Below are 22,131 nucleotides of genomic sequence, written 5' to 3'. Positions count from 1 at the left end.
GGCAAAAGGGGGCCACCGATGCAGCCGTCTCAACCACCCGACGAATCTGTTCCCGCGGACGTACGGGCGCGGGTGATGGTGGCGGCGCTCGACGAGCTATCCCGCTGGGGCGTCGAGCGGTTCAGCATCGAGGCCTTGGCGGAGCGCCATCACCTCGATCCCGCGATGATCCACCGTTTCTGGGGCAACCGGCAGCGACTGATCGTTGCCGCGGCACTGGCCGATGCGGAGGCCTACAGTTCGATAGCCGACACCGGCTCGCTGCACGGGGACCTACTGGCGTTGGCCCGCAAGCTGGCGGACCGCATCAACAGCCCGGCGGGCCGCGCGTTCATGCGGGCGCTGGTCATGGATCGTCGTGGACCGCACGACGAGGAGACGCGAATGATGGTGTGGGAGGCTCGTTTTGCCGTGGTGCGAGAGGTCATCGACCGCGCCGGGAAGCGCGGTGACCTGCGTGACGACGTCAATACCCTGGCCGCCGTTCAGGCTGTCCTGGCGCCGTTGAACGTTCGCGCCCTCTACTCCGACGCCCCGATCGACGATCGCTACTGCGAGGCCGTCGCCGACATGGCCTGGCACGCGCTGGCCCGGAAATAGGGGTCACGCCGCTAAGCCGGAGTGAACTCGACCGGCAACGCGGCCGGCGAGCGGAACGCGACGCCGACGACGTGCGGCGCCGGGGCGCTCGGGTCGAGGCTGAGGTCGGGCAGCCGGTCCAGCAGCGCGTTGATGGCCACCGTCCCCTCCATCCGCGCCAGGTGCATGCCCAGGCACAGGTGTGGGCCGCCCCCGAAGGTCAGGTGCGCGATGTTCTTGCGGGCGGGGTCGAAGCGGTCCGGGTCGGGGTAGCGCGCCGGGTCGCGGTTGGCGGCCGCCACGCTGACGCTGACGGTCGTGCCCGCCGGGATCGCGAGCCCGCCGAGCTCGCAGTCGCGGACCGCCCGTCGCACCACCGTGGTGATCGGCGGCTCCCAGCGCAGCGCCTCCTCGAACGCCCCCCGCAGCAAGCCGCGGTCGGCGCGCACCTCGGCCAGTAGCGCGGGCTCGGTGAGCAGCGCGACCAGCAGGTTGCCCGACGCGCGGTAGGTCGTCTCGACGCCGGCGGGCAGGATCAGCAGCAGGAACGCGAAGATCTCGTCGTCGGCGAGCCGCACGCCGTCGATCTCGGACTCCGCCAGCATGCTGATCAGGTCGTCCTGCGGGCGGCGGCGCCGCTCGGCAAGGATCTCCGCCAGGTAGGCCTTCAGCTCCGCCGAGGCGGCCAGCCCGCGATCCCAGTCGTAGACCACGTTGAGCAACTCGATCGACAGCCGCTGGAAGCGCGGATAGTCCTGCCGCGGCAGGCCCATGATCCGCGCGATGACCTGGACCGGGAACGCGAAGGTGAACTCGCGGGCCAGCTCGGCTCGCCCGCGCGGCGCGAACCGGTCGATGAGCTCGTGGACCACCAGCTCGACGAGTTCGGTGCGCCAGCGCTCCAGCAGCGCGGTGCGGAACGACGGCGACACCAGCGCCCGGCTGGCCCGATGTTCGGCCCCTTCGAGCTCGAGCAGGGTGCGGCCCATGACCGGGCCCATGATCTGGTCGTAGATCGACGACGAGAAGGTGTCCGGGCGGGTCAGCACGGTCTGGCACTCCTCGTACCCCAGCACCGTCACGCCGAGTTCGCCGACCTGGGCGGCGCTGACCTCCGCGAAGGGGTTTCCCACCATCACCCGGTGGCGGGCCTGCGCGTCGCGCAGCCGCTCGTGCACGTTCTCGACCTGCATGAGCAGGCCGCTCTGCAACTCGGCGGGATCGAATTCGTCGATCGTCACGAGGCCGTGACCGTCTCGGTGTCGCGCCCGGATCGCAGCACGGTGCCGGGCAGGGCGCCGGTGGCGGCGCCGTCGCGGCAGACCTCGACGCCGCCGACCAGCACGGAGGTGATCCCGGAGGCGTCGGCGACCAACCGGGGCGCGCCGGACGGCAGGTCGTAGCGGGTGCGTTCCGGCCCGTGGCCGACGGTCGCCGGGTCGAACAGCACCAGGTCGGCGTGCCAGCCCGGCTGGATGCGGCCGCGCTCGGTCAGCCCGTAGAAGCGGGCGGGCACGTCGGTGATCAGCCGGATGGCCTCCTCGAGCGCCACCACCTGGTGTTCGCGCACGCCCTTGCTCAGCAGCGACGTCGTGTAGATCGCGCCGCACATCATGTCCAGGTGGGCGCCCGCGTCGGAGCCGCCGATGACCGCGCCGGGATGCCGCCACACCTCGGCGCGCATTTTCCAGTCGGCCTCTGTGTCACCGGTCAGCGGCGGCGACAACCCGGTGCGCAGCTCGTCGGCGATCACGACGTCCAGCAGCGTGTCGAAGGGTTCGCCGCCCCGGGCGGCGGCGACCTCGCCGACGCTGCGCCCGGTGGCGTCGGCGTTCTCGGGCGCGAACGTCTCCACGATGACCAGGCGGTGCCACTGCGCCAGCCCGCGCAGCATGCCGGCCTCCTTCGAGGCGGCGCCCTCGGCGAGGCGGCGGCGCACCTGCGGATCGGCAAGGGCGACAAGCCGTTCCGGCACCGGCAGATGCATCGTGTCGCGCCACCCGGGCAGCCCGTCGAGCACGAAGCCGGAGAGGAACGACAGCCGGATCTTCATGGCCTGCGGCAGGGTGAGCGCCACCACCCGGCCGCCGCGTCCGGCGGCGGCCTCCCAGGCGCGCAACTGCTTTTCGTGCCCGGCCGGGTTGGCCGCTGAGACGCCCAGCAGGTTCCAGTTCAGCGGGCGATCGGCGGCCACCGACATGTCGGTGAGCAGCGCGATGTCGTCGTCGGTGAAGCCGGACAGGCAGCCGGGGATGATCGCCTCGAGCGTGGTGCCCGGGTGGTCGCGCAGCCCGGCCGCCAGGGCCACAAGTTCGTCCCTGGATGCGCTGCGCGACGGCACCGGCCGGCCAGACCCGTCGTTGTGGGTGGGGGACTGGCTCGTCGACAGCCCGAGTCCGCCGGCGGCCAGCGCGTCGTGCAACACGGCGACCATCGTGTCGATCTGTTCCGGGGTTGCTTCGGCGCCAACCCCGTCGTCGCCCATCGCGGCCAGCCGCAGCGCCGAATGGCCCACCAGGAAGCCGGCATTGACGGCGATGCGGCCCTCGAGGCGGCCCAGCCAGTCACCGAACGACGCCCATCCCCAGTCGAGGCCGGCGCGCAGCGCGTCGAGCGGCATCCCTTCCACCCGCGCCAGCATCCGGGTGAGGTAGTCGTGCTGCTCGGCGGCCGCCGGTGCCAGCGTGAAGCCGCAGTTGCCGCCGAAGACCGTGGTGACGCCGTGCTGCACCGACGGGCTGGCGGTCGGGTCCCAGAACAGCTGGGCGTCGTAATGGGTGTGCAGGTCGACGAAGCCCGGCGCCAGCGTCTGGCCTTGGGCGTCAACGGTTTTCGCGGTCGGGTCGTCGACTTCACCGACGGCGACGATGCGGCCGCTGCTGAGGCCGACGTCGCCGCGCCGGGCGGGCGCCCCGGTGCCGTCGACGATCTGGGCGTCGCGGATGAGCAGGTCGAGCATGTGTGCCTCCTACGCTGTGGCCGAAGCGGCAAGCCACCCCTCGTCCGGCAGCGGGTGGCGGAACAGTTGAGCGGCATTGCGGTGGGTGATGCGGGCCGCGTCCTGTTCCGACAGCCCGGCGACGTTGCGCGCCACCACCTGCTGGGTGTCGGGCCAGGTCGAGTCGGCGTGCGGGTAGTCGCTTTCGACGAGGATGCGGTCGGCCCCGATCGCGTCGAGCGCGCCGAACGCGTGCGGGTCGTCGATCGAGCAGAACCAGAAGTTGCGGCGCAGCACCTCGCTGGGCAGCAGGTCGCCCCGCCACGCGCCGCCCTCGTGGCCCGAAGCCGAATGCGCCAGAACGTAATCGGCGCGGTCGCCGAGCATGGCCGCCCAGCCCAGCCCGCCCTCGGCCAGGGTGATGTTCAGCCCCGGGTACCGCACCGGGATGCCCGACCACAGCATGTCGGCGCAAGCGACCAGCGCGTTCACCGGGAAGAGGGTGGTGATGGTCTCAAAAGGCGTGTCCGGGGCCGGGATTGGCGCCCACTGGGCCGATCCGGTGTGCAGGCACACCACCGTGCCGGTCTCCTCGCAGGCGGCGAAGAACGGGTCCCACGCGCCGCTGTGCAGGCTCGGCAGCCCGCATTGGGCGGGCAGCTCGGGGAAGCTCACCGCCTTGAAGCCGCGGGCGGCGTTGCGGCGCACCTCCTCGGGCGCGAGCTTCGGGTCGGCCAGCCAGGGCAGCTGCAGCGGGATGATCCGTTCCGGGTAGCTGCCGGCCCACACCTCGTGGTGCCAGTCGTTCCAGGCCCTCAGCGTTGCCAGGCCCAGCTGCAGGTCGTCGCTCTTCCAGAAGACCGTCCCGGCGAACCCGGCGATCAGCGACGGGAAGTTGACCGAGGCCCAGATTCCCGCGAGGTCCATGTCGTCGATGCGGGCGTCGATATCCCAACAGCCCGGCCGCATTTCGTCGAACCGGGCGGCCTCCATGCTCCATTCCTCGCGGGGCCGGCCGATCACGGCGTTGAGGCCGATGTTCGGGTACTCGCGGCCCTCGTAGCGCCACACTTGCCGCCCGTCGTCGGTCTCGATGACCTTCGGGGCGCGTTCGGCCAGCGCAGCCGGCAGCCGACCGACGAACATGTCGGGCGGCTCGATGACGTGGTCGTCAACCGAGATCACAATGTGCTGTCGCCGCCGGGGGTCGGGGTCTGGCAGCAGCGCCATACCTGACGACTATGGTCGCCGGTTTCCGGCGGTGTCAATGCTATCTATACAATCAATATAAAGATCGCGGCGCGTTGTCCCATCTGTACCCCGGGTCGCATGTGCAACATTGGCCCCGGCCTGGAGGCACCTGACTTTTTGCCCGCCTCCGAGCGACAACGTGCCGAAGGTGGGCGCCGAGTGGACGAAGACTTCGTGCCCGGCGCGAGATCGCTACCAGGCCAAGATTTCTGATTCGCCTGTCGGGTCGAATTCGAGTGGCAGCGTGATCGGTCCGCTGATTCCGGTGAGCGGCTTCCAGGGGGCGGGGCCGGTGCGGTGGGCGTTGGGCATCCGCCGCGTCATGATCGCCAGGGCCTCGGCCAGCTCGAGTCGGGCGAGGTTCGCGCCGAGGCAGTAGTGCATGCCGGCCCCGAACGTTTGCATCGGCGGGGCGCCGGTGCGGGTGATGTCGAGGCGGTCGGGATCGTCGTAGACGGCGGGGTCGCGGTTCGCGGCGCCCGTGTGGGCGATGACCAGGGTGCCGGCCGGGATCATGACCCCTTCGATCTCGACGTCCTCGCGGGCGGTGCGGAGACTGCCGGCCGCGATCGGTGAATGCCGCATCGTTTCTTCGACCGCGTTGGTCGCCAGCTCGGGACGCTCGGCCAGCAGCGCCCACTGGTCGGGGTGGTCGGCCAGGACGTGCACCGAGGCCGCCAGCTGATTGCGGGTGGTGTCGGTGCCGGCCATCAGCAGGCCCGCCGCCAGCATCCGCAGGTCGTCGGCGCTGAGGCGATCACCGTCGTCCTCGGCGCGGATCAGCTCGGAGATCAGGTCGTCGGTCAGTGTGTGCCGCCGCTCGGCCACCATGTCGTCGATGTAGGCGTCGAGTTCGTCCCAGGCCGCCAAGATGGCCTCCTGGTGGGCGGCGACGTCCCAGCTGAAGACCTTGAAGATGTCATCGGTCCACTCCGAGAACAGCTTCCAATCGTCGGCCGGGGCGCCCAACAGAGCGCAGATGATCGGGACCGGGAATTGCCGGGCGATATCGGTGACCACCTCGCAGCGCCCCATGCCGACGTGGCGATCCACCAGTTCGGTGATCACCTCGACGATGGTGGTGCGCAGTCGAGCGGTGGCCCGCGGTGTGAAGGCCTTGGACACGAGTCGGCGCAGCCGGTGGTGCGCCGGCCCGTCGAGGCTGATCAGGTTCGTCGCGACCCGCTCCCACAACGGGCCACTCGTGATGCCCTGGGACGCAAGGAACATGCCCTGAGGCACGCGGAACCGGGGATCGCGCAGCACGGTCCGCACCAATTCGTAGGTCAGCAACTCCGGCCCGTGCGGGCCGATCGCGATCGGCGCCCGGCGGCGCGCGCCGGCGATGATCTCGTGGGCCTCGTCCGGGCTCTGGCAATGCTCATAGTCCACCGTCGGCAGGCCGGCACTAAGGACGCTCGGGCAGATCGTCATGGCGTTGCTCCGGTGTTGATCGAGTACGTGCCCCAAGTCTTGGTGGTTCCGCCGCGCACCACATGCGTAGCGGACTACCTGTCCTCACCGGAGTACTCGGTGCGGGCTGGGGCATACTGCGCAGCAGCCACAGCACCAGCGAGAGGAATGCAGCGATGGCCATCACACGCGCCGAAGCGGCGCAGTACGTCAAGAATGCCGGCGGCTTGAAGCTGGTCGTCTTCGGCGCCGATGGGCACGAGGTCGCGGCGATGTTCGTGCAGGGATCGGTGACCTACGACCAGGAGGAAGCGCGGTTCATCGCGGTCGCCGAGGATGGCCGTACCGTCGGCGAGCTGTTCGTCGACGAAACGGTCGGCTACGACGAGAGCACCGACGCCTTCGTTATCCGTACCGGGCGATAGTCGGGGCGCCTAGCATCGCCTTATGCGAAGGACTTTCGTCGTCACGTTGGCGTTGGGGTTGCTCATCGCGCTGTTCGGCCTGATCTGGGCGCTACAGGGATTCGGGGTGCTGCTTGGTAGCCCGATGAGCAACACCACGACCTGGTCCATCATCGGTCCGATCACGGTGGTGATCGGCTTGGTGATCGCGGTCGTCAGCTGGCGCAGACTCTCGTCGAAGTAGCGCTACACGCCTACGCGACGGTGAAGTCCACCGTGTGCCAGCCGGTAGCGCCGTCCGGGACGGGGCTAGCCTGATCCTCGGTCTGGACGGCTCCGGTGTTGTCGGTGGCGCGCACGGTGATGGTGTGTCTCCCAGGGCTTTTCGCCTGCCAGGGAAAGCTCCACAGCCGCCACGTCTGGTTGGAATAGCTCGCGCCCTGCTGCGCGGGCTGCCACGCTCCGTCGTCGATGCGGACCTCCACCGCGCGCACGCCGCGATTCTGCGCCCACGCAACACCGCCGAACACCACCGGCCCCGTCGGCACCTTCTGGCCGCTCTTCGGCACGTCGATCCGCGACTCGGTCTTGATCGGCGCGCGCGGCGCCCAGCCCTGTCGAGTCCAGTACGCCTTCGCCCGGTCGAAGCGGGTCAGCTCCAGATCGACGACCCACTTGGTGGCCGACACGTACCCGTACAGCCCGGGCACCACCAGCCGCGCCGGGTAGCCGTGCTCGATCGGCAGCGGCTGGCCGTTGAGGCCGACGGCCAGGAGCGCGTCGCGGCCATCGGTGAGCGCCTGCACCGGCGTGCCGGCCGTGAACCCGTCGATGGACGTCGAGAGCACCATGTCGGCGTCCGCGTGCACCCCGGCCGCGGCCAGCAGATCGGCCACCCGGTAGCCGACCCAGACGCCGGTCGAAATCAGGTCGCCCCCAACGGGATTCGACACACACGTCAGCGTCGTCACCGCTTCCACGGCGTCGAAGCGGGCGAGATCGTCGAAGCTGTAGGCGGCTTCGTGGTCCACCATGCCGTGAATGTGCAGCCGCCAGTCGCCGCGGCTGAGTTGGGGAACGACCAGTGCGGTGTCCACCCGGTAAAAGTCGGCGCTGGGCGTGACGAAGCTCGGTAGCGCAACGCCGTTCGGTTGCACGTCGGCGGGTATCGGCGGCGCCGGCGTGCGCGGGCGTGGCAGCGCGAAGGTGGTGCGGTCGGCGGCCACCGAGTGGACCAATCGCGTGATGACCGCACCCGCCACGCCGCTGACCACCCCCAATCCCAGCAGTCCATAACCCAGAAACCTGCGCCTGCCGGCATCGGGCTCGCGGCCGGCAACCATCCGGCTGGTCAGCAAGCGCAAGGTCGCCACGCCGCAGGCCGCACCGACGACGGTGGGGATCGTGTCGAGTGCGGTGGTGCCCGGCCGCGACAGCACTGCGAGGCATCCGAGGAGGCCCGCCGCGGCGATCACGGCGCTGCCCAGCGGGCGCCGCCGGGTCTCCAGGGTCCCGGCGATGGCGGCGACGGTGGCGATGACCACGAGGACGACGACCGCAAGGAACGGTTTGTCCATCGAGCCCAGCCTCTGAATTGCCCACTCTTTGATGGGCCCCGGCGTCAGGTCCACGACCGCGGTGGAGACGGCGGTACGCGCATTGGCGCGCGCGCCGAACGGGATCCCCACCAGTTCGGCCACACCGAGCGAGACGGACGCCGCCGCTACGCCGGCGATCATCCGCTCGTTCGACGGGGCGGCGGCCATCGCAGTCACTGTACTCGGGTTGCGGGCGCTCCTTTGCGCGGAAGTGGGGACCGAAAGGCCGCCCGGCGGTACGCTTTTCCTCTGGATCGCCGGGTGATCGCCCTCGGCCTAGGAGGCGGCCATGTCCTTTATGACGGTGGTGCCTGAGTTGGTCGGCCAGGCGGCCGGGAACCTGGAGAACATCGGCTCGGCCCTGACTGCGGCCCATGCCGCCGCGGCGGGCCCGACGACCAGCGTCGCGGCCGCCGCGGGCGATGAGGTGTCGGCGGCGATCGCCGCACTGTTTTCCAGCCACGCCCAGCAGTTTCAGGCGCTTAGTGCGCAGGCGGCGGCCTTTCACTCCGAGTTCACGATCTTGCTGAACGCCGGCGCGGCGTCCTATCTGGGCACCGAGATCGCCAACGCCCAGGCCGCCGCCGCGCTCCCGGGCTTCCAGGCCATCGGGTCCCAAGTCCTGTCCGTGTTGCAGGGCAGCAGCGCGCAGCAGATCGAACTACCCCTCGATCTGGTGGGCCCGCTCGTCGTCGCGACGGGACCGCTGGCACAGGGAGGGACGGCGTTCGTCGGTGCCCTGCAGGCCGGGAACCCGGCCGCGGCCATGGCGGCGCTTTCCAGCGCCGGCCCCGCCGTCGGCAGCGCGTTGCTCTACGGCCAAGCCACGGTGTCGATTCCGCTGCCCGGGTCGGTACCGGGTGTGCAGACCGTGGCGCTCAACATCCCCTTCGGCGGTGTCCTGGCGCCGCTGCAGCCCGTCACGGTGGCCGTGACGACGACGGGGAACCCGCCGGTCATCGCGCCGACGGGGTTCGAGGTGGGCGGCTTCGTGACCAACCTGCAGACCAACGGGCCCGAAGTGGCTCTCGCACTGCTCTTGTTGGGTGTGTCTTTCGTGTAGGTCGGCCGCGAACGTCGGGGCGATTGTCCACCTCGCCCCAGGATCGGTGTGACATCCTTTGGCGGTGGGCCCGCCTTCGGGGGTCGTTACGTTTCTGTTCACCGATATCGAGGGTTCGACCCGTCGGTGGGAGGCAGACGCGGGTGCTATGCGGGAGGCCCTGCAGGCGCACGACAAGGCGCTGCGGGCCGCGGTCGAGGGGCATGGCGGGCACGTGTTCAGCCATACCGGCGACGGTGTGGTCGCCGCGTTCGCCTCGCCGGCATCCGCGGTCGAGGCCGCGGTCGCCGCGCAGCGGTCGCTGGAGCTGCCGGTACGGATGGGTTTGGCGACCGGGGAGGCCGAACTGCGGGACGGCGACTATTTCGGCCCGGTCCTCAACCGCGCGGCACGGGTGATGGCCGCCGGGCATGGCGGTCAAATTCTGGTCGCGGACTCGACCGCGGCGCTGCTCGCCGGAGTCGACCTGCTCGATCTGGGCCTACGGCGGTTGAGGGACATACCGAGCCCGATCACCGTGTTCCAGGTGCGGGCGCCGGGCCTACCCGAAGATTTTCCGCCGTTGCGGACGATCGACCCGACCCCGGGAAACCTGCGGCCCGCGAGCACGAGCTTGATCGGCCGCGAGGCCGAAGTCGCCACTGTCCGAGCCGCCCTGCGTTCACACCGGCTGGTCACCTTGACCGGCGTGGGCGGCGTCGGCAAGACCAGGCTTGCGATAGAAGTGGCGACACAGCTGGCCGACGAATTTCATGACGGCGTATGGATTTTCGAACTGGCCGCCGTTTCGGATCCCGCCTCGGTGGCCGACGCGGTGGCGTCGGTGTTGGGGATCGTTCAACAGCAGGGCAAAAGCGTCGGCGAGTCCGTCGCGTCCGCATTGGAGGGTCGGTCGCGACTGCTGGTGTTCGACAACTGTGAGCATGTCGTCGACAGCGTCGCGGATCTGGTCGACGCGATCCTCGCGGTCTCGGGGACAGTGAAAGTTTTGGCCACGAGTCGCGAGGGAATCGGCGTCGCCGACGAGCAGTTGCGACGGGTGCCGTCGCTGGATACCGGTGCGGCCGTGGAGCTTTTCGTCGAACGCGCTCAGAGTGTGGTCTCGGCGTCGTTGGCCGGCGAAATGGCAGTGGTGGAGGACGTCTGTCGCCGCCTCGACGGGATCCCATTGGCGATCGAGCTGGCGGCCTCGCGGATGGCGTCGATGACGGTGGCGGAAATGCGCGATCGTCTCGACGACCGATTCAAATTGCTGGTCGGCTCGCGGCGCGGATCGGAACGCCACCGGACGCTGCGCCAAGCGGTGGCGTGGTCTTACGACCTTCTCGATGACGACGAGAAGTCCTTGTTGCAAAGGTGTTCGGTGTTCTCGGGTGGATTCGACCTCCAAAGCGCGTGCGCGATAGCAGGACCCGATGGCAGCGACGAGTACAGCGTCCTCGGCCTGCTCGACGCGCTGGTGCGCAAGTCGCTGCTGGTCGCCGACCGATCGTCCGAACGGGCCCGGTTCTCGATGCTGGAGACGATCCGCCAGTTCGCCGAGGAACAATTGGTCGCCCACGGCGAGGCCACCGCAACGCGTGCCGCGCATGCCCGATACTTCGCGCAGCGCGAGGCCGAAATCCTGGCACTGTGGGACAGCCCCCGGCAGCGGAAGGCATACACCTGGTTCACGACCGAATTGGCCAACCTGCGCACCGCATTCCGCTGGGCCGCCGACCACGCCGACCTCGACACCGCCGCCTCCATTGCGACCTTCACCATGTTCCTCGGCGGTGCGGTCGAGAGTTATGAGCCGATAGCCTGGGCCGAGGAGCTCGTCGAGCCCGCCCGGGCGGTCCACCATCCGCGGCTCGCCATCCTGTATGTGATCGCGTCCCAGTGCTGGATGCTCGGCCGGATCGAGCAGGCCGTCCGCTACAGCGACGCCGGCCGGGAAGTGGTTGGAAGTGGCGGCGGTGAGGTGCCGTTCGGTGTCGAGGGCTGGCTCGGCGCCCCCTACCTCGTCGTCGGTCAGCCCCAACAATGGGCTGAGTGGTGCCGCGCGCAGCTCGCCCGCAATCGCGACACGCACACGCTCACCAGGGCATCGCTCGTCGTCGCCCTGGCCGCCGTGGGTTCTGCTGACGAAACGATGGCCGCCGCCGGCGGCCTCGTCGCCGCCGCCGAGGCCACGCGGAACCCGTATGCACTTTCGTTCGCGCTTTTCGCCCACGGGCTGGCTTTCCGAGAGGTCGATCCCGCCGGCGCGGTGGACGCTTTCCGTCGGGGGTTGGTGATCGCTCAAGACTGCGGAGACCGCTTCAACGAGTCACAACTGGCGGCCGGATTGTCCCGTCTCGAGGCCGCATGCGGTGATCCCGTGGCCGCGTTGGATTACGCGATGTTGGCGATTCGCAACTACCACGACGCTGGCAACGCGGTCAACGTGCGGGTGGCGCAAGCCCAGCTTGCCATCATCTTCGAACAGCTCGGCCGGTATGAGCCGGCGGCCGTGATCGCCGGAATTGCGTTCAGCCCCTTGACCGCAGCGCTCCCTGAGTTCAGCGCGGCGATTGCCCGCCTGCGCGACGTCCTCGGCGACCAGACCTTCGAATCGCTCGCGCGGCAGGGTGAATCGATGACCACCACGGCCGCGATGGCGACCTATGCGTACGACCAAATCGACCAGACCCGAGCAGATCTGAACGGCCTTCTGCATGAGTGAAGGGAATTTTCGGTGACGACGATCTATTACGAGCGCGATGCTGACCTGTCGGTGCTGGACGGGCAGTCGGTTGCCGTCGTCGGGTATGGCAACCAGGGCCGCTCGTGGGCGCTCAACTTGCGCGACTCGGGGATCGCGGTGGAGGTCTTCACCCAGGCCGACGCGTCCCGGGAACACGCCCAGGCCGAAGGCTTCGCCGCCCACGAGATCGAGGCGGCGAGCGACTGCGATGTGATCTGCACCCTCATCCCGGACGACGTGATCCCCGAGTTGCCGATCGCGCCTAAGCCCGACGCGCTGTGGGTGCTGGCCTCGGGCTACGTTGCCGCCTTCGACCGGATCGCTCCCGACTGCGACGTCGGCATGGTCGCGCCCCGGATGCTCGGTCGGGAGGTCCGCGAGTGCTTCCTCGAAGGCGTCGGGTTCATCACCGCGCTCGGGATCGACAAGGACCGCACCGGAACCGCGTTGGCCCGCACACTCGCCGTCGGGCGGGCGCTCGGCGGCCTGCGCCAAGGCGCGATCGACATGACGCCGCGCCAGGAGGCCGTCCTCGACCTCGCGGTGGAGCAGGTGCTCGCGCCGGCCATGGGCCGGGTCTCCGCGAGCTTCGTCGCGTTGATGTTGGAGGCCGGCATCCCGCTGGAGGCGGTCATGGCCGAACTCATGCTCTCGGGCGAGATCGAGCGCAGCTACCGGCTGCTGCGGCTGGAGGGCTACGCCGGCCAGATGCGCTACCACTCGCCGACCAGCCAATACGGCCAGCTGTCGCGGGCGAACCGGTACGACGGCCTCGACGTGCCGACCGCGATGCGCGAAGTGCTGACCGAGATCGAGTCGGGCAAGTTCGCCGACGAGTGGGACGCGGAGCGCGCCGCGGGCTACCCGAATCTGGAGCGCCTGCGGGCCGAGAAGCTCAGCCCGGAGGTCGTTGCCTTCGAGCGCGACCTGCGCGTCCGGCTCGGCGAGCGGGCCGAGGCGCCCGCGCGGTGACCGAGTGTGCGGCCATGGCTTTCGGTGTGAACCTAGGGCGCAGATTTGACGGATTTTGCGCCCTGACCGCACACGCGAAGCCGTCAATGCACACGCGACGCCCTAACTTGGGACGGGATGCCGCACGAAGGTCCGCGGCTGGGTGAACGCCCGGATCCCGTCCACCCCCAGCTCGCGGCCGAGGCCGGACTGGCCGCAGCCGCCGAACGGCAGCCGCGGGTCCTGGGCGGCCAGGCCGTGGCAGTTGACGCTGACCGTGCCCGCGACCAGCTGCCCGGTCACGCGATCGGCCAGCTCGTCGTCACCGGTCCAGACCGACGCGGTCAGGCCGAATTCCGTTGCGTTGGCCGCGGTTACGGCGTCCTCGATGGCGGCGTACCCGAACAGGGGCAACACCGGGCCGAACTGCTCCTCGGTGGCCAGCCGCGAGTCCGGGGGCAGGCCGGTGACCACCGTCGGCAGCGCGAAATATCCGCCCGAGGCGGCGTCCTCCTCGCGGATCCGCCCGCCGGTGCGCACCGTCGCGCCCCGGGACTCGGCCTCACCGACGAGCGCGGCAACCCGGTCGCGGCCGGCGGCGGTGTGCAGCGGGCCGAGCGTGGTCTCCTCGGCGAGGCCGTCGCCGATCACCTCGCGCTCGCAGCGGGCGAGCACCGCCTCGGCCAGCTCGCCGACCCGTTCGGCGGGGGCATACAGCCGCTTGATCGCCATGCAGACCTGGCCGCCGGTGGTGTAGGTCGCCGTCACCAGCCGCTCGACCAGCTCGTCGGTCACCTCGATGTCGGGGGCGATGATCGCGGCGTCGTTGCCGCCGAGTTCGAGCAGCACCGGGGTCAGCCGCGCGGCGGCCGCCGCCATCACGGCGCGCCCGGTGGCCACGCCGCCGGTCAGCGAGATGAGGTCGATGCCCGGGTGGGTGACCAGCGCCTGGGCGAGTTCACTGCCGGGGCCGGCGAGCACGTTGACCACCCCCGGCGGCAGCGCCGCGGCCAACGCCCCGGCCAGCCGCAGCGCCGCCAGCGGGCAGCTGGGCGGCACCTTGACGACGGCGGTGTTACCCGCGCTGAGCGCCGACGCCAGCTTCGTCATCGTCAGCGCGAGCGGCCAGTTGAACGGCAGCACCAGCGCGGCCACGCCGAACGGCTCCCGGTGCAGGCGCGGGTAGGGGGCGTTCGGGTCGACCTGTTCGGGCGCGACCGCGGCCTCGGCCATCGACCCGATCAGCGCGGTCAGGCCGGGGCCGGTACTGATCTCGAAGTTGGCCTCGCTCAGCACTTTTCCGTGCTCGCGCGTGTACAGGCGCGCGCCGTCGCCGGCGGCCAGCTGTTCGGCGGCGTTGGCCGCCGCGGTCGTCAGGGCGGCGACCCGCTCGGCCACTCCCAACGCCCGCCACCCGGGCGCCGCGCGCCGTGCCGCCGCCACCGCGGCGTCGAGCTGGGCGCGGTCGGCGGCCGGGGCGTGGCCGACGACCTCGTTCGGCCGCGCGGGATTGCGCACCGCGTAGCTTCCGGCCGCACCCGCCTGCCCCTGGCCGCCGATGGTCAAAACCGGCTCGTCACCTGCCGTTTGGCTGTCGCGCGTGATCGTCGTTGATCCCGTCCTACTCATTTCGAAGCCGTCTCCCTTGACCCGGTGCGGTTGTCCAGCCATCGTAGGTCGCTATGACCTGCATCACAGTGTGGACCCCATGAAAGCCATCGTGCTGCGCGAGGTCGGCCGGCCCACCGAGGTGGAGGAACTCGCGCTGCGTCCCCTCGCCGGCCACGAGGTGCGGGTGCAGCTGCGCGCCAGCGGCGTGTGCCACAGCGACCTGTCGCTGCGCGACGGCGCGATTCCCACGCTCATGCCGTCGACCCTCGGGCACGAGGGCGCCGGGATCGTCGCCGAGGTGGGCGCCGACGTCACCACGGTCAGCCCCGGCGATCACGTCGTGCTGACCTGGAACGTGCCGTGCCGGGCCTGCCCGCATTGCCTGCGCGGCGAGGCCCAACTGTGCGTGCACGGCTACGACCACGCCTACGGCGGCCCCTACGCCGAAAGCGCCGGCGGCCCGGTGTGGCCCGGCATGGGAGTCGGGTCGCTGGCCGAGGAGACGCTGCTGCCGGCCGCGGCGGTGGTGCCGGTCGACGAGTCGCTGCCGCTCGACCACGCCGCCCTGCTGGGGTGCGGCGTCACCACCGGCGTCGGCGCGGTGATGCGCACGGCGGCGGTGCGGCCGGGGGACACCGTGCTGGTGATCGGCTGCGGCGGCGTGGGTTTGGCCGCCATCCAGGGGGCGCGGCTGGCCGGCGCCGCGCGCATCATCGCGGCCGACCGGGTGGCCGGCCAGCTTCCGGCCGCTTCCGCCAACGGGGCGACCGACACCGTCGACGCGGGCGAGGTCGACCTCGTCGCCGCGGTGCGCGATCTCACCGGGGGCGTCGGCGTCGACCATGGGATCGAGGTGGTGGGCAAGCCCGCCACGATGCGCCTGGCCTACGAGGCCACCCGCCGCGGCGGCAAGGTCACGCTGGTCGGCGCCGCCGGGATCGCCGAGGAGGTGACGTTCCCGGCGCTGTCGTTGATGGCCGACGGCAAGACGGTGCAGGGCAGCGTCTACGGCGCCAGCGATCCGGCGCGCGACATCCCGGTGCTCGCCGAGCTTGCCCAACGCGGCAGGCTCGACCTCGAAGCGTTGGTGACCCGGCGGATCGGCATCGACGACGTCGAGGCCGCGTTCACCGACATGACCGCGGGCCGGGGAGCGCGCAGCGTCATCTGCTTCGCGTGATCCCTACCGGGACAGCGTGATCGCCTGCTCCGGGCAGTTCTGCTCGCCGGCGACGGCCTGCGCCTCGAGGTCGCCCGAGACGTCCGGCTCGAGCACGACGCAATGACCGACCCCGTCGGCGTCGAACACGTCGGGCGCCAGCGTGTAGCAGCGGCCGTGCCCGGTGCAGCGGTCGGGGTCGACGGTAACGCGCGTCATGGCACCGGGAAGACGAGCGGCAGCGACTCCACTGAGCGCAGCGCCGCGGTGTACGTCAGCTGCGTGCCGGGCTTGATCTCGTAATCCGGGATGCGCCGGTGGAATTCGCGCAGGGCCACCCGCAGCTCCATGCGCGCCAGGTGGGACCCGAGGCAACGGTGCGGCCCGCCGCCGAACGCGCGGTGCCGGTTCGGGTTTCGGCTGAAATCCACCAGGTCCGGCTCGGGGAACTCGGCGGGGTCGGTGTTGGCCGCGCCGAGCAACGGGCTGACCCGCTCGCCCTTGCTGATGGGGCAGCCGCCCACCTCGGTGTCCTGCATGGCCACCCGGGCCACACCGGGAACCGGTGTCTCCCAGCGCAACAACTCCTCGATGGCGCTGGGCAGGATGTCCGGCTGCTCGACGAGCTGGTGCCGGTGGTCGGGATGGCGGGCCAGGTACACGAAGAAGCAGTCGAGCGAATCGGTGACCGTGTCCAGCCCCGCGATGAGGAACAGAAAGCAGATGTCGAGCAACTCCTCGCGCGACAGTGGCTGGCCCTCGATGGTGGCCGCGATCATCGCGGACAGCACGTCGTCGCGCGGGCTGGCGATGTGGTCGTCGATCGCGCGGTCGAAGTAGTCGTAGATCTGTTGCGCTGTGGGAGCGCCGGTCTCGTGGCGGCGGTCGAACCCCGAGTCGCCCTCCGGGCGGATGATGTGGTCCTTCCACACCAGGAATTGATCGAGATCCTCGAGCGGAAGGCCGAGCAATTGCAGGAAGACGGTGCAGGGCAGGGGGACCGCGAACTCCTCGTGGAAGTCGCATTCGCCCCGACCGGCGAAGCGGTCGATCATCTGGTTCACCAGCTCGGTGACGCCCGGCTCGCGCCGGGCCATCTCGCGCGGGGTGAACAAGGGATCGAGGATGCGGCGGTACTTCGCGTGCTCGGGCGGGTCGATCTGCAACGGGATCATCGGCCGGATGTTGCCGAGGTCGACGGCGTCCATGTTCGACGAGAACAGCTCGGTGCGCTTGAGCGCCATCTCGATGTCGGCGAGGCGGCTCAGCACCACCGCCTGTGGGGAGCGGAACACCGGGGTCGTTTCGCGCAGCGCCTTGTACATCGGTTGTGGCTCCGCGAGACCCGTCACCGACTGATCGATAAATCCTTCGGTATCTGTCATGCGGTCAGCGTGGCATCAACACACTTATTTAGCAATGATTGATAAATTGCTCAATCGTCAAAGTCCCCTCGTGAGGTGCTGGTCAGCGCGTTGCGCAGCGGGTACCGTGGAGCGTCGCGGACGAGTTGGCCGGGCGGCCGCGGCTCGCGTCGGCAAAACCGGCGTCGAGTCGAGGAAAGTCCGGACTTCACAGAGCAGGGTGATTGCTAACGGCAATCCGAGGTGACTCGCGGGAAAGTGCCACAGAAAACAAACCGCCACCCTCGCGGTGGTAAGGGTGAAACGGTGCGGTAAGAGCGCACCAGCATTCCGGGTGACCGGAGTGGCTAGGCAAACCCCACCCGAAGCAAGGCCAAGAAGGCCGCACCTGGTGCGGCCGCGCAGGCGTTCGAGGGTTGCTCGCCCGAGCCTGCGGGTAGGCCGCTCGAGGCACCCGGCGACGGTGTGTCCAGATGGATGGTCGCCGCCGCGCCGCCGTTGCTTATGCCGCGGCGGCGGGGAACAGAATCCGGCTTACAGGCCAACTCGTCCGCCCCGCCTCGTGTGGCGTGGCGATGAGTTTTGCCCTGCGGTGCAGTCTGATCTGCATGGGCAAACTCATCTATGGCTTCAACGTGTCGGTGGACGGGTACATCGCCGACGCGCAAGGCAACATCGACTGGGCCGATCCGAGCGAAGAACTGCACCAGTACTGGAACGACTTCGAGCGGGAGACCGCCCTGTCGTTCTACGGGCGGCGGCTCTATGAACTGATGTCCGCGTACTGGCCGACCGCCGACCAGGCCCCGGACGCCACCCCTCTGATCGTCGACTTCGCGCGCATCTGGCGCGACATGCCCAAGGTCGTGTTCTCGCACAGCCTGGAGTCGGTGGACTGGAACTCCCGCCTGGAACGCGGCGACCCGGTCGAGGTGGTGACGCAGCTGAAAGCCGAAACCGAGGGCACGCTGGAGGTGGCCGGCGCGACGCTGGCGGCACCGATCGTGCGGGCCGGACTGGTGGACGAATACCGGATCGTGGTCGCGCCCACCGCCGTGGGCGGCGGCACCCCGTTCTTCCCGACGCTGCCGTCCTGGATCTCGCTGCGGCTGTTGGAAAACCGCTCTTTCCCCGGCGGCACGGTGCTGCTGCGCTACGAGGCCAAGCGCGACTGATCCGGCTTAGCGGCCAACTTGTCCGCCCACCGAGTTCAGCGCACCGCCTTGGAGAGCTTGCGCAGCGCCTCGTCGAGCGATTGGCGGCACCGCTCGGCCAGGTCGGCCTCCTGCTGATACAGCAGTCCGTAGGTGAAGGTGTCCTCGCCGGCGGTGTGCGCGGCCTCGGCCTGGTGACCCAGGTGTTCGCGGCTGACCACGCTGTCTTGGTGGTCACCCAGCAGCGTCTGGATGACCTTCGCCTGCTCGGACACCCGCACGGCGCCGGTGGCCGCCGCGGTGTAGCGAAGTCGCTTGGCGCGCTTGCGAATTCGGTGCAGCGCGAGGTCGAGCTCGGCTTCGGCCCCCGGCTCCACCGCGGCCGCCGCCTTCGCGGCCTTGCGGACCTTCTGGTAGGCCGCCTCGAGGGTCACCGGCGCCGCCTCCTCGCCCGCAGCGGCGGTGGGGATTTCGGCGACCCACGCGTCGAGGGCGTCGAGCAGGCGGAAGTATCGCTGCGAGCGCATCGCGATCAGCGACCGCCGCAGCCCGGTCTGATAGCGGCGCCGGGCTCCCTCGACGAGGCGTTCACGGATGCGGCCCCGCACCAGCTCCGGCGGCAGCTTGTCCAGCGCCTGCTGGTAGCGCTCGGCGAGCACCTCCGCGTCGCGGGCCACGCCCAGCACGTTGGCGAGTTCGCGCAATTCGTCCTGAATCCAGGCGATGTCCGAGGATTCCGCTGCGCCCTGGGAGTCGGCCAGCAGGCTGCGGATCTTGCGGATGGTCACCCGCATCTGGTGCACGGCGTCGTAGGCGTCGGCCCGCACCGCGCGATCCCACACGAGCAGCTCGGCGACCTGCTCGGCCACTGCCCGATGTACCGGGTCGGCGGGCTGCTGCGTCTCGTCCGGCCGCGCCGTTTCGCCGAGCACGCGCGCCAGCTTGGAGCCGTGACCGGCGGGCGCGGCCCCGGCGTCGAGCAGCCGGTTGCTCAACCGGCCCAGCAGCTCGGTGTCGGCCGCCCCGTTGTTCTCGACCAGCTCGAGTTCCCACTCGCGCCATTCCTGTTCGGCGGGTGGCGCGTCGGAGTTGCCGGCCGCCCAGGCGGTGACGTGGTCGTTGCTGAATTCCGCGAGCGCCGCCCCGTCCGAGCCGTAGAGCACCTGGGTTTCCCGTTCGGTGCTGATGCGGGCGACGGGTTGGAGCGGCCGTTCGCGGACGATCGCCAGCACGATGTCCCGCAACTCGCCGGGCACCTCCTGCTCCGAGGCGTCGAGCGGCGCGCGAACCTCGGTGCGGGCTTCGGGCCCGGCCGGCAATTTCAAATGCCAGCCCGCGTCGTGACCGCCGGTGCGACGCCGCAGGGTGATTTTGTTGCGCGCCAGGTCGTGCGTCGGGGTGTCGAAATACGTCGCGTCCAGCGACTCGATCGGCGACTTGTCGACATGATCGACGGCGGCGATGCCTTCGAACGACGGCGACACCGTGGACTCCACGACGTCGAACTTGCGCTCCACCTCGAGATGGCGCGAGGTTTTGGGCGCTTTCACAGGCATTCTCGACTCCATTGAGGCGGCGGTTGGCCGCGGTGTGAATGTCAGGGTGGGCACTCATAGGGTGCCATATCGCGATGCCTACCCGTTGAGATGCATCGCCCCGCCGGTCAGCTCACGAATCGTCTGGATTTCGCTCTCCTGGAACGGCCGCCCGTCGGGTCGCAACAGGTCGTGGAACCAAACGTCGGGGATTGATGCGTACGGGTGCTCCCACGAGTCCCAGGGGAAGTAGGTCTGAGTCTTGCCCGCGACGAGTCCCCAGTTGATCGCACCAACCTTGTGCCGCTTGGCAATTGGCAGGATGTCGGCGACGGTGCTGCCCAGCGGCCGGGCGAGGTACTCGGTGCACAGAATCGGCCGGTCCTGCGAGGCGAGGTCCTCGATGCGCTTCTCGAAGTCCGCCGGCTCGCCGTAGGAGTGGAAAGTCAGGATGTCGGAGTTTTCGAGCTGAATGCCGGCGATGGCGCTGGTGCTTCCGGCGTCCGGCCATTCGCCCTGCCATACGGCGCTCGTCAATGGCTGAGCGGGGTCGACCGAGCGCGCCCACGCGAACACCTGCGGAAGCAAGTCGGCGACCAGCTGGTCCTTGTCTGGCCGCTCGACGGACGCGTAGTGGCGCGAGGGATTGTCCGGCTCGTTCCACAGGTCCCAACCCAAAACCCGGTCGTCGTTGCGGAATTGGGTCAGCACCCCCGTCACGTATGCACGCAGGGTGTCGACGTAGCCGCGGTCGCCGAGGCGTTCGGCGCCCGGGCTTTGCACCCAGCCCGAGTTGTGCACGCCGGGTGTCGGGGCGCGCTGTGGGCCCGCTTTCGGGACCGGGTCCCAGCAGGAGTCGAACAAGACGAAGAGCGGCTTGATGCCGTGGTCGGCCGCGATGGCGACGAACTTGGCGAGGCGGGCTTGGAACCCGCGGGCATCCTGGGTCCAGAGCTGATCGTGCAGGAACACCCGCACGGTGTTGAATCCGGCGGACCGAGCCCAGCCCAACTCGAAGTGGATGCGCAGCGGGTTGAAGGTGTCGGGCTGGAACATCTCCAGCTGGTTGATGGCGTTCGACGTGACGTAGTTGGCGCCGACGAGCCAGCCCTGCGCCCGGTACCAGCGATCGGCGCGCTCCGGTGACCACCGGCTCGAGTCCGGGGAGTCGGGCGGTTGCGCGGCGGCGCGGGGCACGCGGGTCAGGGCGGCGCCGCCCGCCAGTAGCAGCGGCAACGCCAAGACAGTTCGGCGGTGCACAAGGCCACCGCGATCGCTGCCGACGATTTCTTCGACCCCGCTCACACACCCCGATCGTCCATGGGAGCAACCCTACCAGCGGTGGCCCACAATGGATTTCAGCGGTTTTTCAACCGCTTTTCGACGGTCGTCAGCAACGTCCGTCCCGAGCGGTTCCGGCCGCCCAAGCGGGGGAAAGCACTGGTCGCGCGCCTCTCGGCGAAGCGGCCGCTAGAAGCAGTGCTCGTCGGCGGGGAAGGTGCCGCCGGCCACTTCCTCCGCGTATTGCACTGCGGCCCGGCGTAACTCGCCGCCGATGTCGGCGAACCGCTTGACGAAGCGGGCGGGCTTGCCGCCGCTCAGGCCGGCCATGTCCTGCCACACCAGCACCTGGGCGTCGCAGTTGGGACCGGCGCCGATCCCGATGGTCGGGATGGTGAGCTTGCCGGTGATCTGGGTGGCCAGTTCGGCCGGCACCATCTCCATCACGACCGAGAACGCCCCGGCCTCGGCGACGGCGATCGCGTCGTGCACGGTCTGCTCGGCCGCGTCGCCGCGGCCCTGCACCCGGAACCCGCCGAGGCTGTTCACGCTTTGCGGGGTGAAGCCGATGTGCGCCATGACCGGGATGCCGGCCGCGGTCAGGCAGGCGATCTGGTCGGCCACCCGCTCGCCGCCCTCGAGCTTCACGGCGTGCGCGCCGCCCTCCTTCAGGAATCGGGTGGCGGCGGCCAGCGCGGCGGCCGGGCCGGCCTCGTAGCTGCCGAACGGCAGGTCGGCGACGACCATCGCGTGCTGGGCGCCGCGCGCGACGCCGCGGACCAGCGGGATGAGTTCGTCGATCGACACGGGCACCGTGGTGTCGTAGCCGTAGACGACGTTGGCGGCCGAATCACCGACCAACAGCACCGGGATGCCGGCGTCGTCGAAGATCCGGGCGGTCGAATAGTCGTAGGCCGTGAGCATGGCCCACTTGTGGCCCTCGGCCTTCATTTTCTGCAGGTGGTGGGTGCGGATCTTGGTTGGCGCCTTGGCGGGCGTAGACGAGTTTGCACCGTAAACGTTCTGCTCAGACATCATTGTCCCTGGTAGTGGTCTGGTCGATCCTCGTGGCCCTTGAGGTCCCCGGGTTCGTCTGACCCTA

At 69.8% G+C, this 22,131-nt stretch carries 19 protein-coding genes and 1 other RNA gene; 9 read left to right on the top strand and 11 right to left on the bottom strand.

The window, feature by feature from the left end:
- Positions 1-18 precede the first annotated feature (18 nt).
- Entirely contained in the window at positions 19-600 is a 582-nt protein-coding gene (locus AWB89_RS20745) for a TetR-like C-terminal domain-containing protein (protein WP_085176237.1), read from the top strand.
- A gap of 11 nt (positions 601-611) precedes the next feature.
- Here the strand turns inward: AWB89_RS20745 and AWB89_RS20740 are convergent, their stop codons facing one another.
- The 4 genes from AWB89_RS20740 to AWB89_RS20725 all read right to left on the bottom strand — a co-directional run bounded on the left by AWB89_RS20740 (position 612) and on the right by AWB89_RS20725 (position 6,202).
- On the bottom strand, positions 612-1,820 hold the full coding sequence (locus tag AWB89_RS20740) for a cytochrome P450 (protein ID WP_241520554.1): 1,209 nt from the start codon (positions 1,818-1,820) through the stop codon (positions 612-614).
- Positions 1,817-3,538 carry an N-acyl-D-amino-acid deacylase family protein gene (locus tag AWB89_RS20735; protein ID WP_085176217.1) on the bottom strand — a complete coding sequence of 574 codons (1,722 nt, stop codon included), beginning with the start codon at positions 3,536-3,538 and terminating at the stop codon, positions 1,817-1,819. Before AWB89_RS20735 ends, AWB89_RS20740 begins: the two co-directional genes overlap by 4 nt.
- Positions 3,539-3,547: 9 nt before the next feature.
- The gene (locus AWB89_RS20730) at positions 3,548-4,747 is read right to left on the bottom strand and encodes an amidohydrolase family protein (protein ID WP_085176215.1); all 1,200 of its coding nucleotides are present in this window, start codon (positions 4,745-4,747) and stop codon (positions 3,548-3,550) included.
- Positions 4,748-4,960: 213 nt separating this feature from the next.
- On the bottom strand, positions 4,961-6,202 hold the full coding sequence (locus tag AWB89_RS20725; RefSeq protein WP_085176213.1) for a cytochrome P450: 1,242 nt from the start codon (positions 6,200-6,202) through the stop codon (positions 4,961-4,963).
- A gap of 155 nt (positions 6,203-6,357) precedes the next feature.
- Here AWB89_RS20725 and AWB89_RS20720 point away from each other — a divergent pair, with 155 nt between their 5' ends.
- Together AWB89_RS20720 and AWB89_RS20715 are read left to right on the top strand one after the other, a co-directional pair.
- A complete protein-coding gene (locus AWB89_RS20720) occupies positions 6,358-6,606 on the top strand; it encodes a hypothetical protein (RefSeq protein ID WP_085103980.1) in 249 nt (82 codons plus the stop codon).
- Positions 6,607-6,628: 22 nt separating this feature from the next.
- A complete protein-coding gene (locus tag AWB89_RS20715) occupies positions 6,629-6,829 on the top strand; it encodes a hypothetical protein (protein WP_085176211.1) in 201 nt (66 codons plus the stop codon).
- Between the two features lie 10 nt (positions 6,830-6,839).
- Here the strand turns inward: AWB89_RS20715 and AWB89_RS20710 are convergent, their stop codons facing one another.
- A complete protein-coding gene (locus AWB89_RS20710; protein ID WP_085176209.1) occupies positions 6,840-8,351 on the bottom strand; it encodes a molybdopterin-dependent oxidoreductase in 1,512 nt (503 codons plus the stop codon).
- 121 nt (positions 8,352-8,472) lie between these two features.
- Here AWB89_RS20710 and AWB89_RS28330 point away from each other — a divergent pair, with 121 nt between their 5' ends.
- The 3 genes from AWB89_RS28330 to AWB89_RS20695 all read left to right on the top strand — a co-directional run bounded on the left by AWB89_RS28330 (position 8,473) and on the right by AWB89_RS20695 (position 12,946).
- Positions 8,473-9,246 (top strand): PE family protein, encoded by a 774-nt coding sequence (locus tag AWB89_RS28330; protein WP_085176207.1) that lies wholly within the window; start codon positions 8,473-8,475, stop codon positions 9,244-9,246.
- Positions 9,247-9,310: 64 nt separating this feature from the next.
- Entirely contained in the window at positions 9,311-11,953 is a 2,643-nt protein-coding gene (locus tag AWB89_RS20700; RefSeq protein WP_085176205.1) for an ATP-binding protein, read from the top strand.
- A 12-nt stretch (positions 11,954-11,965) separates the two neighbouring features.
- Complete coding sequence (locus tag AWB89_RS20695) at positions 11,966-12,946, top strand: NAD(P)-binding domain-containing protein (protein ID WP_085176203.1); 981 nt, start codon at positions 11,966-11,968, stop codon at positions 12,944-12,946.
- A 102-nt stretch (positions 12,947-13,048) separates the two neighbouring features.
- Here the strand turns inward: AWB89_RS20695 and AWB89_RS20690 are convergent, their stop codons facing one another.
- Positions 13,049-14,554 carry an aldehyde dehydrogenase family protein gene (locus tag AWB89_RS20690; protein ID WP_158089840.1) on the bottom strand — a complete coding sequence of 502 codons (1,506 nt, stop codon included), beginning with the start codon at positions 14,552-14,554 and terminating at the stop codon, positions 13,049-13,051.
- A 79-nt stretch (positions 14,555-14,633) separates the two neighbouring features.
- On the opposite strand from AWB89_RS20690, the gene AWB89_RS20685 reads away from it, so the two are divergent.
- A complete protein-coding gene (locus AWB89_RS20685) occupies positions 14,634-15,716 on the top strand; it encodes a Zn-dependent alcohol dehydrogenase (protein ID WP_085176199.1) in 1,083 nt (360 codons plus the stop codon).
- A 3-nt stretch (positions 15,717-15,719) separates the two neighbouring features.
- On the opposite strand, the gene AWB89_RS20680 is transcribed toward AWB89_RS20685, so the two are convergent.
- Both AWB89_RS20680 and AWB89_RS20675 read right to left on the bottom strand, forming a co-directional pair.
- Positions 15,720-15,914 (bottom strand): ferredoxin, encoded by a 195-nt coding sequence (locus AWB89_RS20680; protein WP_085176197.1) that lies wholly within the window; start codon positions 15,912-15,914, stop codon positions 15,720-15,722.
- Positions 15,911-17,080, bottom strand: coding sequence for a cytochrome P450 (locus AWB89_RS20675; RefSeq protein ID WP_085176195.1), 1,170 nt, complete (start codon positions 17,078-17,080; stop codon positions 15,911-15,913). Before AWB89_RS20675 ends, AWB89_RS20680 begins: the two co-directional genes overlap by 4 nt.
- 121 nt (positions 17,081-17,201) lie before the next feature.
- Here AWB89_RS20675 and rnpB point away from each other — a divergent pair.
- Both rnpB and AWB89_RS20665 read left to right on the top strand, forming a co-directional pair.
- Positions 17,202-17,612, top strand: an RNA gene (gene rnpB, locus AWB89_RS20670) — RNase P RNA component class A.
- 55 nt (positions 17,613-17,667) lie between these two features.
- Positions 17,668-18,234, top strand: coding sequence for a dihydrofolate reductase family protein (locus AWB89_RS20665; protein ID WP_085176193.1), 567 nt, complete (start codon positions 17,668-17,670; stop codon positions 18,232-18,234).
- 35 nt (positions 18,235-18,269) lie between these two features.
- On the opposite strand, the gene AWB89_RS20660 is transcribed toward AWB89_RS20665, so the two are convergent.
- From AWB89_RS20660 to panB, 3 genes are all read right to left on the bottom strand, one after another.
- Positions 18,270-19,769: a CYTH and CHAD domain-containing protein gene (locus AWB89_RS20660; protein WP_085176191.1), complete on the bottom strand. Its 1,500-nt coding sequence runs from the start codon at positions 19,767-19,769 to the stop codon at positions 18,270-18,272.
- Between the two features lie 78 nt (positions 19,770-19,847).
- Positions 19,848-21,008, bottom strand: a complete 1,161-nt coding sequence (locus AWB89_RS20655) for a cellulase family glycosylhydrolase (RefSeq protein ID WP_085104010.1) — start codon at positions 21,006-21,008, stop codon at positions 19,848-19,850.
- Positions 21,009-21,218: 210 nt separating this feature from the next.
- Complete coding sequence (gene panB, locus AWB89_RS20650; RefSeq protein WP_085104008.1) at positions 21,219-22,064, bottom strand: 3-methyl-2-oxobutanoate hydroxymethyltransferase; 846 nt, start codon at positions 22,062-22,064, stop codon at positions 21,219-21,221.
- Positions 22,065-22,131: the final 67 nt, after the last annotated feature.

The organism is Mycobacterium paraense (genome assembly GCF_002101815.1).
Lineage (GTDB): Bacteria > Actinomycetota > Actinomycetes > Mycobacteriales > Mycobacteriaceae > Mycobacterium > Mycobacterium paraense.
Note: the sequence above shows the minus strand (reverse complement) of the source record. Positions and strands in the feature narration are given on the sequence as shown.

What these genes read in the sequence shown, in the direction of transcription:
- AWB89_RS20730 (WP_085176215.1), bottom strand. Translation starts at nt 4,747, where the DNA reads ATGGCGCTGCTGCCAGACCCCGACCCCCGGCGGCGACAGCACATTGTG.
- AWB89_RS20660 (WP_085176191.1), bottom strand. Translation starts at nt 19,769, where the DNA reads ATGCCTGTGAAAGCGCCCAAAACCTCGCGCCATCTCGAGGTGGAGCGC.
- AWB89_RS20725 (WP_085176213.1), bottom strand. Translation starts at nt 6,202, where the DNA reads ATGACGATCTGCCCGAGCGTCCTTAGTGCCGGCCTGCCGACGGTGGAC.
- AWB89_RS20720 (WP_085103980.1), top strand. Translation starts at nt 6,358, where the DNA reads ATGGCCATCACACGCGCCGAAGCGGCGCAGTACGTCAAGAATGCCGGC.
- AWB89_RS20715 (WP_085176211.1), top strand. Translation starts at nt 6,629, where the DNA reads ATGCGAAGGACTTTCGTCGTCACGTTGGCGTTGGGGTTGCTCATCGCG.
- AWB89_RS28330 (WP_085176207.1), top strand. Translation starts at nt 8,473, where the DNA reads ATGTCCTTTATGACGGTGGTGCCTGAGTTGGTCGGCCAGGCGGCCGGG.
- panB (WP_085104008.1), bottom strand. Translation starts at nt 22,064, where the DNA reads ATGTCTGAGCAGAACGTTTACGGTGCAAACTCGTCTACGCCCGCCAAG.
- AWB89_RS20680 (WP_085176197.1), bottom strand. Translation starts at nt 15,914, where the DNA reads ATGACGCGCGTTACCGTCGACCCCGACCGCTGCACCGGGCACGGCCGC.
- AWB89_RS20675 (WP_085176195.1), bottom strand. Translation starts at nt 17,080, where the DNA reads ATGACAGATACCGAAGGATTTATCGATCAGTCGGTGACGGGTCTCGCG.
- AWB89_RS20690 (WP_158089840.1), bottom strand. Translation starts at nt 14,554, where the DNA reads ATGAGTAGGACGGGATCAACGACGATCACGCGCGACAGCCAAACGGCA.
- AWB89_RS20685 (WP_085176199.1), top strand. Translation starts at nt 14,634, where the DNA reads ATGAAAGCCATCGTGCTGCGCGAGGTCGGCCGGCCCACCGAGGTGGAG.
- AWB89_RS20745 (WP_085176237.1), top strand. Translation starts at nt 19, where the DNA reads ATGCAGCCGTCTCAACCACCCGACGAATCTGTTCCCGCGGACGTACGG.
- AWB89_RS20710 (WP_085176209.1), bottom strand. Translation starts at nt 8,351, where the DNA reads ATGGCCGCCGCCCCGTCGAACGAGCGGATGATCGCCGGCGTAGCGGCG.
- AWB89_RS20665 (WP_085176193.1), top strand. Translation starts at nt 17,668, where the DNA reads ATGGGCAAACTCATCTATGGCTTCAACGTGTCGGTGGACGGGTACATC.
- AWB89_RS20735 (WP_085176217.1), bottom strand. Translation starts at nt 3,538, where the DNA reads ATGCTCGACCTGCTCATCCGCGACGCCCAGATCGTCGACGGCACCGGG.